The sequence below is a fragment of the Paenibacillus campi genome (assembly GCF_034659835.1).
GTDB classification, from domain to species: Bacteria; Bacillota; Bacilli; order Paenibacillales; family Paenibacillaceae; genus Saccharibacillus; species Saccharibacillus campi.
Window position 1 is genome coordinate 136,226 of the sequence record NZ_JAXSQZ010000007.1, and the last position, 19,456, is coordinate 155,681.

General features: G+C 45.5%; 16 protein-coding genes. 12 read left to right on the forward strand and 4 right to left on the reverse strand.

Annotation, left to right across the window (positions count from 1 at the left end; all coding sequences use genetic code 11):
• Positions 1–99: 99 nt before the first annotated feature.
• The 3 genes from U1I11_RS16720 (at position 100) to U1I11_RS16730 (ending at position 5,158) form a co-directional block, all read left to right on the forward strand.
• Complete coding sequence (locus U1I11_RS16720; RefSeq protein WP_416235632.1) at positions 100–1,596, forward strand: methyl-accepting chemotaxis protein; 1,497 nt, start codon at positions 100–102, stop codon at positions 1,594–1,596.
• Positions 1,597–1,721: 125 nt separating this feature from the next.
• Complete coding sequence (locus U1I11_RS16725) at positions 1,722–3,275, forward strand: methyl-accepting chemotaxis protein (protein ID WP_322907272.1); 1,554 nt, start codon at positions 1,722–1,724, stop codon at positions 3,273–3,275.
• Between the two features lie 350 nt (positions 3,276–3,625).
• Positions 3,626–5,158: a PAS domain-containing protein gene (locus U1I11_RS16730; protein ID WP_322907273.1), complete on the forward strand. Its 1,533-nt coding sequence runs from the start codon at positions 3,626–3,628 to the stop codon at positions 5,156–5,158.
• Positions 5,159–5,515: 357 nt separating this feature from the next.
• Here U1I11_RS16730 and pyk read toward each other — a convergent pair whose 3' ends face one another.
• Positions 5,516–6,931: a pyruvate kinase gene (pyk, locus tag U1I11_RS16735; protein WP_322907274.1), complete on the reverse strand. Its 1,416-nt coding sequence runs from the start codon at positions 6,929–6,931 to the stop codon at positions 5,516–5,518.
• A gap of 280 nt (positions 6,932–7,211) precedes the next feature.
• Between pyk and U1I11_RS16740 the strand changes: the two genes are divergently transcribed.
• The 3 genes from U1I11_RS16740 (at position 7,212) to U1I11_RS16750 (ending at position 10,280) form a co-directional block, all read left to right on the forward strand.
• Positions 7,212–8,252, forward strand: a complete 1,041-nt coding sequence (locus U1I11_RS16740) for an AraC family transcriptional regulator (RefSeq protein ID WP_322907275.1) — start codon at positions 7,212–7,214, stop codon at positions 8,250–8,252.
• 98 nt (positions 8,253–8,350) lie between these two features.
• On the forward strand, positions 8,351–9,622 hold the full coding sequence (locus U1I11_RS16745; protein ID WP_322907276.1) for an AAA family ATPase: 1,272 nt from the start codon (positions 8,351–8,353) through the stop codon (positions 9,620–9,622).
• Positions 9,606–10,280 (forward strand): retron system putative HNH endonuclease, encoded by a 675-nt coding sequence (locus U1I11_RS16750; protein ID WP_322907277.1) that lies wholly within the window; start codon positions 9,606–9,608, stop codon positions 10,278–10,280. Before U1I11_RS16745 ends, U1I11_RS16750 begins: the two co-directional genes overlap by 17 nt.
• A gap of 28 nt (positions 10,281–10,308) precedes the next feature.
• On the opposite strand, the gene U1I11_RS16755 is transcribed toward U1I11_RS16750, so the two are convergent.
• The gene (locus U1I11_RS16755; RefSeq protein ID WP_322907278.1) at positions 10,309–11,151 is read right to left on the reverse strand and encodes an AraC family transcriptional regulator; all 843 of its coding nucleotides are present in this window, start codon (positions 11,149–11,151) and stop codon (positions 10,309–10,311) included.
• 368 nt (positions 11,152–11,519) lie between these two features.
• Between U1I11_RS16755 and U1I11_RS16760 the strand changes: the two genes are divergently transcribed.
• The 4 genes from U1I11_RS16760 to U1I11_RS16775 all read left to right on the forward strand — a co-directional run bounded on the left by U1I11_RS16760 (position 11,520) and on the right by U1I11_RS16775 (position 17,040).
• Positions 11,520–12,041 carry a hypothetical protein gene (locus U1I11_RS16760; protein ID WP_322907279.1) on the forward strand — a complete coding sequence of 174 codons (522 nt, stop codon included), beginning with the start codon at positions 11,520–11,522 and terminating at the stop codon, positions 12,039–12,041.
• A 31-nt stretch (positions 12,042–12,072) separates the two neighbouring features.
• Positions 12,073–13,152 (forward strand): C40 family peptidase, encoded by a 1,080-nt coding sequence (locus tag U1I11_RS16765; RefSeq protein WP_322907280.1) that lies wholly within the window; start codon positions 12,073–12,075, stop codon positions 13,150–13,152.
• Positions 13,153–13,873: 721 nt separating this feature from the next.
• A complete protein-coding gene (locus U1I11_RS16770; RefSeq protein ID WP_322907281.1) occupies positions 13,874–16,381 on the forward strand; it encodes a LamG-like jellyroll fold domain-containing protein in 2,508 nt (835 codons plus the stop codon).
• Positions 16,382–16,692: 311 nt separating this feature from the next.
• The gene (locus U1I11_RS16775; protein ID WP_322907282.1) at positions 16,693–17,040 is read left to right on the forward strand and encodes a magnetosome magnetite crystal formation protein family; all 348 of its coding nucleotides are present in this window, start codon (positions 16,693–16,695) and stop codon (positions 17,038–17,040) included.
• 221 nt (positions 17,041–17,261) lie between these two features.
• On the opposite strand, the gene U1I11_RS16780 is transcribed toward U1I11_RS16775, so the two are convergent.
• Complete coding sequence (locus tag U1I11_RS16780) at positions 17,262–17,699, reverse strand: DUF6376 family protein (protein WP_322907372.1); 438 nt, start codon at positions 17,697–17,699, stop codon at positions 17,262–17,264.
• 170 nt (positions 17,700–17,869) lie between these two features.
• On the opposite strand from U1I11_RS16780, the gene U1I11_RS16785 reads away from it, so the two are divergent.
• The gene (locus U1I11_RS16785) at positions 17,870–18,016 is read left to right on the forward strand and encodes a hypothetical protein (protein ID WP_322907283.1); all 147 of its coding nucleotides are present in this window, start codon (positions 17,870–17,872) and stop codon (positions 18,014–18,016) included.
• A 52-nt stretch (positions 18,017–18,068) separates the two neighbouring features.
• On the opposite strand, the gene U1I11_RS16790 is transcribed toward U1I11_RS16785, so the two are convergent.
• Entirely contained in the window at positions 18,069–18,257 is a 189-nt protein-coding gene (locus tag U1I11_RS16790; RefSeq protein WP_322907284.1) for a hypothetical protein, read from the reverse strand.
• A gap of 398 nt (positions 18,258–18,655) precedes the next feature.
• Here U1I11_RS16790 and U1I11_RS16795 point away from each other — a divergent pair, with 398 nt between their 5' ends.
• Entirely contained in the window at positions 18,656–19,363 is a 708-nt protein-coding gene (locus U1I11_RS16795; RefSeq protein ID WP_322907285.1) for an FHA domain-containing protein, read from the forward strand.
• The last annotated feature ends 93 nt before the right edge of the window (positions 19,364–19,456 follow it).

Here is a 19,456-nt window from a genome sequence, read left to right on the forward strand (position 1 = left end):
TCTTGCCAACTAAGGTAAACATTCAAAGAAGCGGCAGCAATAGAACAAAAAGGCATTCGCCTGCTGAGCCATTCAAAGGAGAAGGTCAATATGATGTCCATTTTTTCCGCCAAACGTAACAACTCTGAGTTGCAACCATTGCTTGATACTGCAAGCAAGCTGACGCAGAACCCTTCCAGTCGTCTGCAACTGCAAACGGAAGACCCGACTATGACCGGGATTGTGACCCATGTTAATGCTGCGCTGGAGCGCTTGCACACACAAAACAAATACATGTCTGTTTGTATGAATTTGATGCACTATTCGATGGGTGCGGCTTTTTGGGATATGGATATCGAAGATGGTGATCCAATCAATCCTAATAATACATTTTTCTGGACGGATGAACTGCGCCATCTGCTCGGTTACCAAAATGAGCACGATTTCCCCAATGTGCTGAATAGCTGGTCGTCCAGCTTGCATCCGGAAGATCAAGAAGCTACGTTTGCAGCATTTATGGGTCATTTGTTAGATCATAGCGGACGGACACTGTTTGATGCTCACTATCGTCTACGGATGAAAACAGGGGAGTACCGCTGGTTTCGTGCCACTACGGAAACGGAGCGCAATGCACAAGGCGAACCGCTGCATGTGACCGGTGTGCTAATTGATGTGCACGACAAATATATGCGCGATCAGCAGTTGGAACAGCTAGTCGAACGTTACGATTTGGTGAGCGAAGCGCTGGTGGAGGCACCGTGGGATATGAGCATCAAAGACGGTGATCTGCTGCATCCGCAAAATCAAAGCTGGTATTCGCCACAATTCCACAAAATATTGGGCTTTGCTAATGAGCATGAATTTTTGAGCGTAATGAGCAACTGGAGCGATCATGTGCACCCGGAAGACAGAGAGCATGTGGATCAATTGTTTGTTAACCATTTGTTCGATTATAGTGGGCGCACACCGTACGATACCGATTATCGCATGCGCCAGAAAGATGGCGAATATCGCTGGTTCCATGTCCACGCTGCAACGAAACGTGATGCGAAAGGCATACCGCTGCGTGTAGCAGGCACATTGCGCGATATTACGTTTGAGAAAAATAAAGAAGTGGTCGTGGCGGCGATGACCGAGCGGATGCAACATCTGTCACAATCGATCTCCGAAATGACGATAGCGATCCAGTCGGTTACTGGACAGGCGCAAGAGCTGGCGGGAGCGCAGGAACATTCGACCGAAGCGGCAAACCGCGCCAAAATCAGCGCCGATGAGACGCAAAACATTTCCAACTTTATCCGTGAAATTGCCAATCAGACGAATATGCTCGGTTTGAACGCATCGATTGAAGCGGCGCGAGCTGGTGAACTGGGACGCGGTTTTTCCGTCGTAGCGGACGAAGTGCGCAAGCTGGCGATTAACAGTGCCGGAGCGACCGAAAATATCGAGAAAAGTTTGAGCGAAATGAAAAACCAGATTGAGAAAATTTTGTTCCAAATTAGCAATATGACGGTGCTGACACAATCACAGGCAGCACTGACCGAGCAATTAAACGCCTCAATGGATGAAGTGAATCATATGGCGCGCTCGATTGCCGAGTTGACGCAGCAGATTTAAACAACTGCATAGCTACTATCGATCCGTATGGCTAGCAATCGGTAATCGTGTATAGCAAAAAGCAATGGTGAAAGCCGTTGCTTTTCGTTTGTATATTCCATTTATTGCAAAGGGGAGCTATTTATATGCCATTTTTTTCAAAAGGTCAGTTACAACTTTCAGCAGGTAATGCACAGTCTTCATCGGTTCAGTGGTTAACTGAACAAACGAACCGGCTTTTACAGCAGGTCAAACAAGGACAGGCTGGCTCCAAACTGAAATATCAACATGCACCGTCAGAGTTGGATAAATTATGCGGTATGCTAAACGGCATCTTTAACGAGTTACAACAGCAGCAAGCGAGCTTGAAGCAGCAGCTAGAGCTTGTATCCGGGGCGATTGGTGTGGGGCTATGGGATGTGTACCTCGTTGATGGAAAGATCGATCATCCTGACAATCGATTTATTTGGTCAAATGAATTTAGAAACATATTAGGAGGCTATACACTACAGCAGTTTCCGAATACGTTCGAAGGGTTTGCACAGTATATTCATCCTAATGATATCGAATATGTAATGCAGCGGATCGTTAACTATGTGAGCGGAAGTACGGAGCAGGACTTTTACGATGATACGTATCGGATCATTGCGCCAGATGGAAGTATTCGCTGGATACGCAGTACCGGTAAAGCGATTTTGGATCATCAAGGCGTACCGATTCGTGTGTCAGGTGCTTCGGTTGATGTGACCGAACGCAAGCATAACGATGAGCAGATGACGATGCTGATCGAGCGCTATGATCTGATTGATGGCGTGATGGTGGAAGGACCGTGGGAAATTAACATTGTGGACGGTAATGTACAGCATCCTGATAATACGATCTGGTATTCTAGCCAATTTCGTAAAGCGCTTGGATTTCAGAATGAACATGATTTCCCGAACCGATTGTCGAGCTGGAATGATTTGATTCATCCGGAGGATGCCGAACGTGCTAATCGAGAATTTGCCAAGCAGCTCAGTAGCGGACATCGCGGAGGAGAACGGATAGCGATCCAATATCGCCTTCGTAATCGTCAGGGACATTATCGTTGGTATGAGTCAAGCGCCAATGCAGCGTTTGACGAGCAGGGAAGAATACGGCGAGTCGCAGGTACATTGCGCGATATTACCCATGAACAGACACGTAGCGAGATTGCACAAGGCATTACCGAACGCATTGGTCAATTATCACAATCGATTGGCGAAATGACGATAGCGATCGGTTCGGTGAGTGAACAGGCGCAGCATATTGCTGAAACGCAAAAGAAATCAACTGCTGCAGCGAATAAAGTGGGCGCAAGCGCGGAAGAAACGAAAAATGTATCTGCCTTTATTCGTGAAATTGCCAATCAGACGAATATGCTCGGTCTAAATGCGGCGATTGAAGCGGCGCGCGCTGGTGAGATGGGACGGGGATTTAGCGTCGTCGCGGATGAAGTGCGCAAGCTGGCGCTGAACAGTGCCCATGCAACCGAAAATATTGAATCTAGCCTGCAAGATATGAAGCAATTGATCGACCAGATTTTGGAGCAGATTGATAATATGACAACGATGACACATACGCAGGCAGCGTTGACCGAGCAGCTTAGCGCTTCGATGGACGATGTGAACGGTATGGCACAATCGCTGGTGACGTTCGCGCAGCAGATTGAGCAGGTATAATGGATGATGGCGCTCGTAGTCAGTCCTTTACGATGCAGGTAACAGAGCTTGTCCGTGCAAGGGAGCAGGTGACCAAAGCGATAAACGATGCTGACGATCCAAGCGAAACGATCCAGCGAAGTTGGAATAGGATGAACAATGAGCACAATACCATTGGTACGGATCAGTAGCATACCGATAATGACGTATTACCGAAAAACAAAGTCGTATGGCGTCTCGATGACACAATGAATGCAACCTATGAATAAACGATGATGCGTGCGACAATGAATCTATAGCTAGAGTATTCGGGAAAAAAAATCGGTACACAGCATTAGTTTTCCCGAATACTTTATAAAGGAGCCTGAAAAATGTCTATTTTTTTATCGCGTAAGACGCAAAGCTCATCGATTCAATGGTTAACTGAACAGAGTAAGCAATTTTTGGGGAAATTGGACGAAGGAGAAAACCAACAACCGTTTGCTTACGCCGATGTTGCTGAGGAGCTTACTGAATTGTGCAGTGTGTTAAACTCCATCTTTGATCGTTTGCAGCGTCGACACACCTACATTAATCAGCGTCTGGAACTTGTAGCCGATTCAGTGCATGTCGGTCTTTGGGATATTATTATCGTTAACGGAGAGTCAGGTAATCCGCAAAATCAATTTATTTGGTCAGATGAAGTAAGGCAGTTGTTCGGCGGTTATACGCGCGAGCAGTTTCCCGATTCTTTTGAAGGTTTTGCCCAGTGTTTGCCTGCGGAAGATTTGCATAACATGCTGGCGGCTGTAGACCGACATATGCAAGATCGCACAGGACAGACTCCATTTGACAGCACGTATCGCATTATGACACCGAGTGGCGACATTCGCTGGATGCGTGGTACCGGTAAAGCGATTCGTGATGAAAAAGGAGTACCGCTTCGTATGGCGGGAGCTATCTTCGATATTACGGCACGCAAGCAGCAGGATGAGCAGATGACAAATTTGATTGAACGTTATAATTTAATCGATGAAGTTATGGTGGAGGGACCGTGGGAAATTACTCTGGTAGAAGGTAATTTGGCGCATCCAGATAATGCGATCTGGTATTCCACTCAATTTCGTAAAGCGCTTGGATTTCGGGATGAACATGATTTTCCGAATAAATTAGCAAGCTGGAATGAGCTGATTCATCCAGAAGATGGGGAACGTGCCAATCGAGAATTTGTGCACTATATGTCCAGTGCTCATAAACAGGAACGACGTTTTAGGGTACAATATCGCCTTCGTAACCGTGACGGACAATATCGCTGGTACGAGTCGACCGCCAATTCAATATGTGATTCAGAAGGCAGATTACGCCGAGTTGCCGGTACGTTGCGAGATATTACGCTTGATCAGACGCGTAGTGAGATTGCACAAGGAATCAACACACGGATCGGTCAATTATCGCAATCGATTGGCGAAATGACGACAGCGATCGGGTCGGTTAGCGAACAGGCGCAGCATATTGCCGAAGCACAGCAACAATCAACCGATGCCGCCAATAAAGTAGGCGCAAGCGCGGAAGAAACGAAAACTGTGTCTGCCTTTATCCGTGAGATTGCCAATCAGACGAATATGCTTGGTTTAAATGCAGCGATTGAAGCGGCGCGCGCCGGTGAGATGGGGCGAGGCTTTAGTGTAGTCGCTGATGAAGTGCGTAAATTGGCGCTAAATAGCGCACATGCCACCGAAAATATCGAATCCAGTTTGCAAGATATGAAGCAATTGATCGACCAGATTTTGAAGCATATTAGCAGTATGACGGCGATGACACATACACAGGCGGCACTGACCGAGCAACTTAGCGCATCGATGGAGGATATGAACGGGATGGCACAATCGCTGGTGACGTTTGCCCAGCAGATTGAGCAAGTATGATCAATGGACTGAAATATCGGAGTCAAACTAATGTATACGACGCACATATTAACGATGAACGAAACCTATATGCACGCTACGGACAAACAATCATAAATTAACAACGAATAGACACGTCGCATTAGACGTATACCAACTGATGAAATGTTGAAGCAACCTGGATAAGGGAAAGGTATACCGGCTATCGTTATTTGTATAAGCAATCAGTTTGCATGTTTTGACAATCGGCATCTGAGCCTATCCATGTTCAGGCATGTTTTACTTTTATCATCAATTAAAAAACCGACCTTGCGCAACATACACAAAGGTCGGTTTTTATGTGTCAGCAGAAGGTTATTAGCCGATCGGTAAGTACGATTACACCTGTTGAATTTTGAGCAGATTCGTATTACCGGATTGCCCGATCGGTACGCCTGCGGACAGTACGACGATATCGCCTGTAGCAATATGACCGGTCGTGATTGCATTGCGGATCGCTGATTCGAACATTTCGTCGGTCGTCGATACCGCTTCACCATGCACCGGAATGACACCGGACAGCAGGCATACTTTGTTCAATACCGCTTCATTGTGCGTCACGGCGATAATCGGCGCATTGGGGCGGTATTTGGAGATCATACGCGCTGTAAAGCCGCTTTCAGTCGAAATAATGATCGCTTTGGCATTCAGTTCCAGCGATGCGCTGACGGCACCTTGACTGATTACTTCGGTAATGTTAGTCGATTGCAGCGCTCTTTTGCGGGAAAATTGTTCCTGATAATCGATCATCGTCTCGGCGCGCCGTGCGACCGCTGCCATCGTTTGTACCGATTGCACCGGGTATTTGCCGGCAGCCGATTCGCCGGATAACATAATGACGTCTGCCCCTTGCAATACCGCATTAGCAACGTCACTCACCTCAGAGCGTGTCGGACGCGGGTTCACTTGCATCGATTCCAGCATATGGGTAGCGACGATAACCGGTTTACCGGCAACATTACATTTGTCGATCATTTCTTTTTGCAGTGCTGGCACGTCTTGAATCGGCACCTCTACCCCGAGATCGCCACGTGCGACCATAATGCCGTCGGACGCTTCGATAATGTCATCGAGATTTTCCATACCTTCGGCATTTTCAATTTTGGAGTAAATCTGAACATGCTCAGCGTGATGTTGGGCAAGAATGCTGCGAATTTCGCGAATATCGTCACCTTTACGGACGAAGGAAGCGGCGATCATCTCGATCTTTTGCTCTAATCCGAAGTGAATATGTGTTACATCACGCTCGGTCACACCTGGTAGCGATGTATGAATGCCTGGCAAATTGACCCCTTTACGCGGTTTAATCGTGCCACCGCTCACGATTTCGCAGACGATTTCGCTGTCTTTAATTTCCAGCACGGTCAAATCGATCAGACCGTCATCAAGCAAAATGCGATCACCTTGATGCACGTCTTGATTTAATTGCGGATAGTTGACGCCAATGCGCTCAGCATCGCCCAAAATTTCTTCTGTCGTCAACACGAGTTTATTGCCGGTACGCAGTTCGAACGAAGTTTCTTTCAGCTTGCCAATCCGCACTTCCGGCCCTTTAATATCCATCATAATCGGGACAAATGTATTCAGTTCAGCCGCCGCCTGACGTACATTGCGGATACGCATCACATGATCTTCCAACTCGCCATGTGCCATATTCAGACGCGCGACGGTCATGCCCGCCTTAATCATGTCTTTTAACATGTCAATCGAATCACAAGCAGGTCCCATTGTACAAATAATTTTTGTTCTCAGCATTCCAACTGTTCCTCCTTAGCATGTATGGGCTGCAATTGATTTGCTCCGGCAGCCTTCTAAAATAGGTGGCTGTCCGCACGCATCCTACGCCCGGGCAGGTAAGGAACGTGAACTGACAACCTGTATTATGTATTTCATTTTAACTGTAATACACACAGATCGCTATGAAATATGGTACGATGAGTTGACTATAGTACGATAAAGATAGGAAATGTACGGATTTATGAGTCTATTGACTTCATAACAATAAGCAAGCAGACAAAAGGAAGGATAAGGAACGATGAACGTGCGCTACGTACAGGAAGATCACCATATGAACTGGTATGAAGAACAGACATTACAGCGGGGTCACTATATGCTTAGTTTGTGCACCTATGGCAATTGTGTGTACTGGGTAAACGGAAATAAATACATTATGGAAAAAGGCGAGTTGTTATTGCTACCGCCAGGATGTTCTTATTACGGCAAAAGCATTCCGACACGTGTGCATACGAAGCAAACGATCGGCTTTGCGTTGTCCAGTATGGAACAGCCGGAGACGGATACGAACAGCATGGTGGAGCGTGAGCTTGGGCAATGCCAACCGGATGATAACAATAGCAAGGAAAAAGCACAGTTTGTCATACGAGCAAGCATGGATGATCGTGAGGCTGAAAACTTGTTAAACGGCTTCACTAAAACGGCTGACGACAACGATGAAGTGTATGCATCGATAGACGATGCCCGCGCAAATGTGTATGCGTATGATCGTGCCAAATCGCAAACGAGCAGCGATATAGCTGAACCGTCAACCGTCTTACCGCTGCTACACCAACGGCAACCTGTGCATATGAAACCGGGCGGCTATGAGCGAATTCACGACATGTTAAAGCAAATTGCGATCCAGTGGGAAGAACGCCCACCGTATTATGAGCTTATGGCACAATCGCTGCTTTTGCAGCTGCTGGTAGAACTAAACCGTGAATATGATCGCGGAATGATCTCAACAGATCGTCATCGACTCGTCGACATGATGAAGCGCCATATTCAGCAACATTACAGCACACGGCTCGGCAAAGAGCAGCTTGCCGAAGTGATCCAACGTACGCCCAACTATGCGGCAACATTGTTCAAAACGATCACCGGGCAGACGATTAGCGAATATATGCATCATGAGCGGATGAAGCGTGCGGTATACTTGCTCACCGAATCGCAATTAACAGTGGCGGAAATCGCTGAATTTCTCGGCTATCAGGATGTGTCTTATTTTTATCGTATTTTCAAAAAGACGATGGGTATGCCACCGACTGGGTTGATGCAAGATCGACCACCGCTATTGTAGGCTAATAATGAAATCAAACAATTTCTGTTTTATTAATTTATTGTTTAAATATATTATAATCAAAAACTGAATAATGTAGAGTTTAAAGGAGGTTCGGCATGAGAATTCATTCTATTAGCATCACTGATTTTCGCGCTATACATCAAACTAAATTTAACTTGCACGGAGACAGCGCGCTATTAATCGGTCTAAATGGAGCTGGAAAATCCAGTGTGTTGGAATGTCTATCTATATTGTTTTCTTACATGAGTGCATCGCTTACGAATAGAAGAATAAATGCTTCAAGAAAACATATGAGCGATAAAGATATTCGAAAAAAAGCATCTTCTTTTACAGCTAATTTAATCATTGAGTTCGAAAATAACTACTATTCTTGGATGATCGGTCAAACTATAAATAAAAAAGAAAAATCCAAATCGCTATTCCATAATAAAGAATTGAAGCATTTAACTGATTTTATATTGACGCAAGTACACCAACATGACAATGCCTATAATATCCCATTAGCTGTATATTATCCTACACATCGTGCAGTTTTAGATATACCGCTACGTATTCGTAATAAGCACGAATTTGATCCCTTTTCTGCATGGGAAGGAGCTTTAAAAAGTGGAGTGGATTTTAGAGTGTTTTTTGAGTGGTTTCGTAATCGGGAAGATTTAGAGAATGAAGTTCGCTTAAGTGAAGATATCCATTATCGTGATATCCAATTAGAAGCAGTCCGAAATGCGATTTATTCTTTTTTACATGGATTCTCACATCTTAGAGTGAAAAGGAATCCTTTAAAAATGGTCATTTCCAAAAAAAATCAAGAGTTTGAAGTTGATATGCTATCAGATGGTGAAAAATGTATGCTCGCTATGGCGGGAGACTTAGCAAGAAGACTGGCTATCGCCAATCCCCAAAGAGTTAATCCCTTAACAGGCGAAGGTATTGTCTTAATCGATGAGGTGGAGCTGCATTTACATCCGCAATGGCAGCGAGAAATTATAGCGGCTTTTAAAACAACATTTCCTAATATTCAATTTATATTTACGACGCATTCCCCTCAAGTTTTAGGAGAAGCTAATGGTTTAAAAACATATCTTTTAGAGGCGAGTGAGGAAGGCACAAAAAGTAAAGATTTACACTATGTATACGGTAAAGATAGCAACCGTATACTGGAAGAAGATATGGGAGCGTCTGAGCGTAATAAAGATATTCAACAAGATTTGGACTTATTGGATGAATCATTGAGTAGAAAAGATATGAATAAGGCATCTATACTTGTTGCCAGCATTAAAGAAAAATTAGGATCAGATACGCCAGAACTAATTCGTGCAAATGTATTATTGGATCGATGGAGGTCTAAAAATGAGGCGAATTTTTAAAAGCAGAGAACCTTCCGAGTTTATTAAATGGAAAAGAAAAGGAGGCAACAAACTTACGTATAAAGATTTAGGAGGAGTTCATTCTCTTAAAAATTTGCTTAAACAGTCATTGATGAAAGAACAATCTAAATTATGTTGTTATTGTGAAAATACATTGCATGATCCAGAGAGTCATATCGAACATTTAAAACCACAATCGGCTTTTCCTCAATACCAGTTAGATTATGAAAATATGCTCGCTTCTTGCAATGGTCATACGACTCAGCGCATGGCACATTGTGGTCAAAAAAAGGACAATTGGTATGAGGCAAATTTATTTATTTCTCCATTAGAATCTTCCTGTGAACATAGATTTATATTTACAGAAGGTGGAGCAATGTTACCTAGAGAAAGTAGCGATGAAAGTGCCAGAGTCACAATTGAACAGCTCGGTTTGAATGTAGACAAACTACGAAATCAGCGCCGAGCTGCCATTGAAGGGGTTAGATGTTATATCGATAACGAATTATTGTACAGGAAGCAAGAAAGTGAAAGCGAATGTATGGAGCGAATTATACAAGAATTTGAGACGAGTTTAGATACAGATTATCCTCAAGCATTTATTTCCGCTATTTTGGATTTTCTAAAGCGGGAGTATGAACATTATTCCCAAATATAATTGTAGTTGTATGCCAATATTACGTGTTTTATTTATTATTTGTGTTGCGCAGCTTTTTCGGTGACATGCCTTTAAGTTTTTTGAACATTTTGGAAAATAAAAACGGGTCATCATATCCGACCGAACGCGATACTTCGCCAACAGACAAGCTTGTGTGATGCAATAGCTCCAGCGCTCGATTCATCCGATATTCCAGCATAAAGGCTTGCAATGATACGCCAAAGCGCTCTTTGAACAGGCTCGACAGATAAGTGCGATCGAGACCGACCGAGCGCGAAATATCAAGGATCGTAATTTTCTGGCTATAGCTGTTTTCGATATATTCGATCGCTTGCCGGATATGCATCTCTTTGGAGCGTGAGCGAGCGGCGCTGCGCTCAGGCATAGGCAAGCGTGCGCTTAGCTCATACATAATGCCATACAAAATGCTCTGCGCACGAATATCACCCGCAGGCTGGGCGGATGTATCTAACAGCAACTCATAAAAATTGCCGAGCGTATGCGGCATTCCTGCCGGCATCCGGTAGACCGGCTCAGTTGGTGTCAACTGGGCACGCTCCATCAATGTGCGGGCATACAGTCCACGAAAACCGATCCATGAATATACCCACGGCTCGGTTGCATCGGCTTCATAATGCACAACCGTATCGGGCGAGATCAGAAAGCCATCACCGGCAGACAGTTGATATTCGGTATCCGCCAGTCGGAACAGACCTGTACCTGCATGAATATAATGCAAAATATAAGCGTCACGTACACCGGGTCCCCAAGCATGTCCAGGCAAACATTCCTCTTTACCGAAAAAGAGCAGATTTAAATCCATCGGTTGCTGGGTTTCAGATTCGATATAAATAGTATGATTTAGCGGCATATCGGTGTACAATCCTTTCCTTACATGATCCTTATATTATGACATGTCAGCGAGCGTATGAAAACAGCCTTACAGTAGCATTATACTTTACACAAAATGGATGATTACAAGTATCATTGACCGGCTATCCGTTCTGTCCGATCGATCAGACTGACACTTGTCCATAAACTCGCCATCATAATGTACTCCATTATTTTACAAAAGGGAAAGCGATTTATATTTATGATAGTATGGAATACATAATCTGTTGGACGAATGGGAACAGTACGGATCGTAGCGGATAGGACGAAGGGAGCGGGAAGCATATCGAGAAAAATCTGCTCGGCACATGTATCATTATTTTTGTATTGATTTGTTTGTTCTCCTATGTGAAATTTGCCCGCTTTCCGCGTGCGAATGATGAGGATAAGGACAATACAGACCCGCTTAGTAGTATGATGCGCCCATCGAGTCTGTTTGATCGGGTATCGATGACTGCATTGCTATCACTTGGACTGTTAATTGTCGTTGCGGCTGCTTCGTTTGCGGCATATGGCTTTTTTTATCTCGCTTCGTGGATCGGTCTGATCGCTTTTGATCATCGTACGACCGCGATCGTATATTCGATCTGGACGAGTGCGGGACTGTTTATGCTGGCGATCTACATTCAACCGGCGGCAGCAGAACTATTTTATCCATTATTGCGGCGTCCGCTTGCGTTCTGGCATACCCAGGTAGTGGCGATTGTACGCAATACGCTGTTGCTGTACACGCTGGCTGAGATGATTCGAGGCGTAGATACACATGGCATCTGGGGGGCGTTAGGATTAGCGTGTATTTTTCAATTGATTCAATGTATTCGGTTTGATGAAGATGTTCAATCCGGGCAACCAAACGATAAACAAGATTAACAGCAGGAGCATACCGAAGGGGGCAAATGGAATGAACGAGCAGAGCAATACACATCTGCGCAGGCAGACAGCGACAGCGCTAATATTGTGGGTGATGAGCTTGCTGCTACTATGGAGCGCATGGCTACCTGCCAGCGCACACGCAGCCGAAGGAGGTCAAACAGTGTCAGATTTGGATTGCCAAACGAATATAGCTGCACGCAAGCATCTCGTAAATGTAGCGGTCGCCACACTATGGACAGAGCCCGGGCTGGCACGTAAATTGGATGCGCCATCGTTGACGAGTCCGGTCGATATGGACGCATGGACAAAAGCGCTGAATACAGCAGACAAGCGCCGCTGGCTGACCGGCAAAACGGAAACACAAGCGCTGTACGGACAGGAGCTGCGGTTGCTACAGTTGAAAGGCGATTGGGCGTATGTTGCGGTCGTCGGTCAAGCGACGCCCAAGAGCAGCTACGGTTATCCAGGCTGGATGCCCAAGTCACAGCTACTCACCGTGACAGACGCTGCCGCCTATCGGTCTTGTCCGGTTGCTATCGTGTCGGATCAGACGACGGTGTTGTACGGACACGATCGCAGCACCAGTCTGCTGACATTGAGTTTTAATACGCGGCTGCCGATCATTGAACGTACCGCTGGTTGGGTCGGTGTGCATGTACCGGATGGTCGTACAGGCTGGCTCAAAGAGAGCGCAGTTGAAGTGATCGATCCAACGAAAGAGCGATCCGAACCGACAGCAGCACAGCTCATTGCGACCGGTAAACGGTTCCTCGGCTTGCCGTATTTGTGGGCAGGGATATCCGCGTATGGGTTTGATTGCTCTGGCTTTACATCGACGATATATAGCTTTCACGGCATCCGTTTGCCACGCGATGCGTCCGCGCAGATCAAACAAGGCAAAGCGGTGAGCTGGAATCAGTTGCAGCCGGGTGATCTGATGTTTTTTGCGCATAAGCAGGGCAAAGGCAGCGTGCACCATGTGTCGATGTATATCGGTGACGGCAACATGATACATTCACCAAAAGCAGGCAAAACGGTGGAGATCATTTCGATCCATACACCAGCCTACAAAACGGAATTTGCCGGAGCAAGACGATATATTCAATAAATTGATCCAGTATATCGATCATCTTATATGCAATAAGATGAGGCTAAACCATGCAATCTATCGATACGCCACTATAAATTAAGGCAATGTTACAAAGTGCAATAACGTGCAATCGAGCGCTATACAGCTATGTTATAACGTGCAATAACATACAATAGAGCACCATAAAGCTATACTACAAAAGGCAGTAAGTTGGCATTATACAATCTTCCGCAATATCCCCTATCTTCACATACGCTATCATACAGACGAAGCATTTCAACTGGCATGATCGCTCACAGATAGGGGATGTTTGCCATGCCGTATAGCGGGCAATGCGATATTGAATGAGCTTCGGTTTTATCCGGATGTATACAGAGGATGGCGATGCATAATTGTATTGCCTTGCAAAAGCAGTCAGCGGAAAACGAGCGCAAGATTGTTATATTAAATAAATACAAAAACATTAATGAATGCATGATACGTTTATATTTTCATTTATAATTCGCATTTTCATAAATTTAATGCTTGAAAAAGAGCAAAATGTTCATGTATGATAGGTCTAACGTCATACAAAAAATAGAACAAAGCCGATTTTACCAAGTTAACAATATTCAATCTCGCATTTATGTAAGCGCTTAAAAAAGCTCGAAAGCAGCATTTGGATCGCTCATCCGCTTCCGAATTGCCCCTGTTTATGTACGAACCCGATCCTATACCGATATGAGAAAGGAAGATAGGTATGACATCCCGTTTCCGTAACAAAGCGAGTAAGACCGTTATTGCCGCCACACTAGTAATACCGATGTTGTTGCCTTCTGCTCCGATCTTTGCCGCTGCTCCGAACGGAGTTGCTGCGCCTCTGCTGGCGAATCAAGTTGCGAATGCCGATAACGTGAAAACAGTAGCGCTGTCGAGTTTATCTACTAACAACTCACATACAACGATGCTGGCAGCGTTAGGCAGTGTAGCGAGCGCTGAGACTGCATCTACTAGCGTCCCAGTATATCAGGAAGCTTCTGTCCATGATCCGTCGGTGATCAAGGTGGGCGATGAATTTTACATATTCGGTTCCCATCTCGCTGCTGCTAAATCGTCTGATTTGATGAATTGGAGTATGATTTCCTCTGGCGTAGCGGATGGCAATCCGTTAATTCCGAATGTAACTACCGAATTGAAAGATGCGCTAAGCTGGGCGCAAACGAACACATTATGGGCAGCCGATGTCATTCAGCTAGCCGACGGCAAATTTTATATGTACTATAACGCTTGCAAAGGCGATTCGCCACGCTCTGCTATGGGCATTGCTGTCGCAGATCACATCGAAGGGCCGTACCGTGATCAAGGGATTTTCCTCAAATCCGGTATGTGGAATCAGGCGAGCGCGGACGGTACGATTTACGACGCACGCATTCATCCGAATACGGTTGACCCGGATGTGTTTTTCGATAAAGAGGGCAAGTTGTGGATGGTCTATGGCTCGTATTCAGGCGGTATTTTCGTTATGCAAATGGACCCGGTGACAGGCAAACCGTTGCCGCAGCAAGGGTATGGCAAAAAGCTAATCGGCGGCAATCATAGCCGGATCGAAGGCGCGTACATGCTGTACAGTCCGCAAACGGATGATTACTACCTGTTCCTATCGTTTGGCGGTTTGGATGCAACTGGCGGTTACAATTTGCGTGTCGTTCGTTCCAAAACGCCGGATGGTCCATTTTACGATGCGGCAGGCAATGATATGACTAATGTAAAGTCAGACCCATCCAAGCCGCTGTTTGACGATGCGTCGATCGAGCCGTATGGTGTGAAAATTATCGGCAACTATCAGTTTGAGCGTCAGATCGGTGATCCGGGTACAGGCACTGGGGCAGGTGCGGTATCACCAGGTCATAACTCCGCTTATTATGATGAGCAAACCGGACGCTATTTCCTCATCTTCCATTCCCGTTTCCCTGGACGCGGTGAGCAGCATCAAGTGCGTACGCATGAGATGTTTATGAACGCAGACGGCTGGCTGACCGTAGCGCCGTACCGTTATGCAGGCGAGCAGAACCCGCAGGCAAAGGTGAGCGCTAATGAAATTCCAGGCGATTACCAGTGGATTATACAGGACAAACACATTAGCGCTGACCTCCACAAAGCCGTATCGGTAACATTAACCGCAGACGGTACTATCACCGGCGCTGTGACTGGCACATGGCAACTGCAAGACAACAATACCGCACGCATAACGGTAGGCAAAACCGCATATACCGGCGTCTTTTTACATGAAATCAATGCTGACTCCGGCAAAACCGTGCTCACACTGACCGCGCTGTCCAAAGACGGAACGAGCGTATGGGGCAGTCAACGCGAAGTGCAAAAGGACAAGCAGCTCGTCTCGGCAGTGGATCAAGATTTGAGTCTGGGCGATACGGATCGTATATTTTATGATCTGAATTTGCCGCTGACTGGAACACGCGGTGTACAAATTAGTTGGCATTCGAACAAACCGGAGATCATTTCTGATACCGGTAAAGTGACCCGTCCGGCAGCAGGTGAAGGCGATGCCCGTGTGACGCTAATCGCCACGATTACTAAAAACGGTGCCAAAAAGCATAAAAACTTCAAAGTTAACGTGCTGGAACAGGCGCAAGGCCCATTGTTAAGCCAGTACACGTTGAACGAGTCCAGCGGTACGACCGTCACCGACAGCACTTATAATCATTATGATGGTACATTGATCGATGGGGTGACGCGCGATGTGTATGGCAAGTCCGGCGCAGGCATTACACTGAACGGTGTGGACGGCTATGTGCAGTTACCGGGTACGATTACCGATGCAGAAGACTACACTTTTGCGAGCTGGGTGAAATGGGATGGCGGCGCGGCTTGGCAGCGCATTTTCGATTTTGGTAACGGGATGAATGGATTTATGTTCCTGACGCCATTTCAAGGCAGAGGCGTACAGTTTACGATTCACCAAAACAATACCGACCAGAGCATTGTCACATCATCCGCATTGCCAACTGGTCAATGGGTGCATATAGCTGTCACGCTGTCCGGCAATACCGGCAAACTGTATATTAACGGCAAGCTGACAGGCAGCAATGAGGGGATGACGTTAAACCCGCATGATCTGATGACCCGCGAAGCTTATTTGGGCAAAAGCCGCTTTGCTGCTGATGCGTATTTGAAAGGCAGTTTGGATGAGGTGAATATTTACAATCGTGCGCTGAGTGAGCAGGAGATTGGAGAGCTGGCGAAGTAAGTGAACCTTATAAGTTAAGCCCAAATAAAAGTAGCAGCAAAAAAGCTGGATGTGCTCATCTCGGAACATCCAGCTTTTGTATATCCAATGACAATCGTTTCTTTATGAACGGGTTTGTTTGATTTACCGCCTTCCAAATTCTTTGTATATTCCTTGCTGAAATCGCCTCACAGACCGTATTCATCTCCGGTAGAGGATGGTATACTCAAGGTGCCTTTTATTAAGATGAAACTTTTACATACCGTCCGTCGTATGCTTCATTATCTCTGCATGAATCGTAGTATATTTTACGAAGGAAAGAGGTTAGAATAATGTCCAATTATCAAGACCCGTCCTATCAACAACAGCAACAAGGCGATCCGAATGATGTACAGGCGAATAAAGTGATGGCAATTCTCGCGTACATTTTGTTTTTCGTCCCCCTGCTTGCTGCGAGAAACTCGCGCTTTGCGATGTATCATGCGAATCAAGGGCTTGTACTGTTCCTGGCTGCGTTAGCTGCTAATATCGTTGCTGCAATTATTCCGTTTGTAGGCTGGATTTTGTCGCCGCTCGTCGCGATTGCTATCTTTGTCTTCATGATCATCGGCATTATTAACGCTGCAAATGGGGTCATGAAGCCGTTGCCGTGGATTGGGAACTTCCAGTTGATTAAGTAAGTACACTTTCATTGGTCCTCAATGTCATTTCGGCTTGTTTGATGTAACACAAAAGCCTCCTCAAACATGGGGAGGCTTTTGTGTTTAGCAAAATTACATTACAGATCATGCAATCTCAGAAAGAGTGATCGTTTGATAAGTTGCACATCCGCCTTCGATATGAAAGAGGATCGTTTGCATTTTATGAGAAGATGAAGTGATGAATGTACAGTTTCAGTAGGCTACTGTCCTAACTGCTGAAACTGATTCAGCAAGCTATTGATCTGATCGATCGTCTGAAAAATGTGCGAGTTGTTTAAGTTTTGTACCGTCAGTTTACCAGCTTGTGCTTGATCGATCAATGTGTTCACTTCGGTATTCAGTGTGTCGCTATAACCGGACAACTGTTGATGCAAATCTTTGGCAAATGCCGGTGGTTCCAGTCCATTAAACGTATTGATCTGCTGCTGTGCATTTTGCAGTTCTTGAGTCAGTTGTTCACGCGCTTTTGGATCGGTTAACGATTGCTGGGTTAACTGTGGAAGCTGCTGTGCTAAAGTGGATGTATTGTTAATATACGTTGTTACGCTACTCACGTAATTCACCGACTGATTTACACTATCCAATGCCGAGCAGCCGGATAACAGACTGACGAGCAGCATGAGTGTAATAATATACATTTTCAAATGAAACACTCCTTTGATGAGGGATATCGTATAGTACTGCGCACACATCGATAAGGTTTCATTTAAACATGCATCAGTATTATGTTTAAAGATGTACATATGCGGTATTCGTCTTAGATTGCTGCTGCTGAATTTATTTTACTTCGACTATGAAATGAATGAATATGCAGACCGAAATAGGCGAGATCGCCGCCACTTCGCATGAGCAAGCCAAGCGGGTAACCGATTTTATGGCGACAATTGACCAACTGAATGATACGAATCGTCTGTTCAAGCAATTTATCGAAAAGTTTATTTCGGTTCATGCTTGAGATCAGATGCTGCTGTAGTAGTCAGCCTGTTAGGGCGTGATCGAGGCGGCATTTATTTTAACTCATACCGAACGCGTTGCTTCAAATCGCTTAGGCTTTCGATCTGAATTTTCTGGGTGTAGTCGGAGGTGCTCGTCTTGTCATATTGCGGCAGACGATGATCGAGATAGACGTACATCGCCAAGCTGCTGGCAATTAGAAAGGATAATAATCCATAGATCACAATTTGTTTTGGTTTCATGATAATATCCCCACTTTTCCCATCGTATTGTATCGTGTAGCCTGCTGCTTTGGCAGGCTTTTTGTCTGTTTGAGCGTTGATCTTGTTTATGGATGTGCTGGCTTGCTGTTTGGCGTAGTGAGCTTGCTCCATTCGTAAAATTGATTATTCCATAAGCGGTGTATAGTATAATGAAAGACAGCCCGTATGAGGGGCTTGCTTGCCGCTGTATACAACTTCTCTCTTTTACACTATAAAAGCCAAACAGCAAGCAAACAATGAAAACAATCTGATGATGCTGTCATTGAGCTACACTATAGTGACTTGTTTCAGCAAGATGTAACCACTGGATGGATTGGGGACAAGCTACTAGATCAAGCTATGTTAACATACAGATTGAAATTACCGGAAAGTGAGCGATGAACATGCCGGACATTATTAAAATTATGGTCGATACCGCCGGCCTAGAAGGTCACGGTACGTTTATTTATTTGGAAAATCATAAATCCGTGCTCGTTGGCAGACATACCGGAACCGGACAAACTGAGCTGCCTATCTACAATCAGCTCGTATCCAAACAGCATTGCCGTTTCAGCCGTGTGCAAAACGATGTGTATGTGGAAGATTTGGGTAGCAAAAATGGCACCGAGCTGAACGGGAAACGGTTGCAGCCGCATCAATCGTATCGGATTGGGGAAGGCGATCAATTGACGCTGGTGAACGGTCTGGTGACACTGCTTGTGGAGCGTGGCAGCGATTTGGAGGAGACGCGTGAATATCGGGTGAGCGATCTGATGGAGCACGAAATTCGCCTGCATGATTATTTGCAAAACATTCAGATCGGCAGCGATAGCATTACATTGTCGAAAAAGGAATACCAGTTGTTCAAGCTGCTGTACAATCGGCTGGATCATTTTGTGACCCGTGAGCAAATCGTGCGCGAAGTATGGCCGGAGCGTTGTATGGACGATGCCGAGCTAGTAGGCGTGGATGAAGTGAATTCGCTCATCTATCGCACCAATAAAAAGCTGGGTGAACACTTTACGATACGTTCAGTTTACAAAAAAGGGGTATATATGAAGAAGCAGGATGATGCGGAACAAGTTAACACGGGCGCTCCATCCTAATGCATGCTTCGCCGCTGTCACCGTTGCTTACGGTGGACAGCGGCGGCTTTGATTATAAATTCGATCATATTGCACGATTGCCAAAGAGTGTAG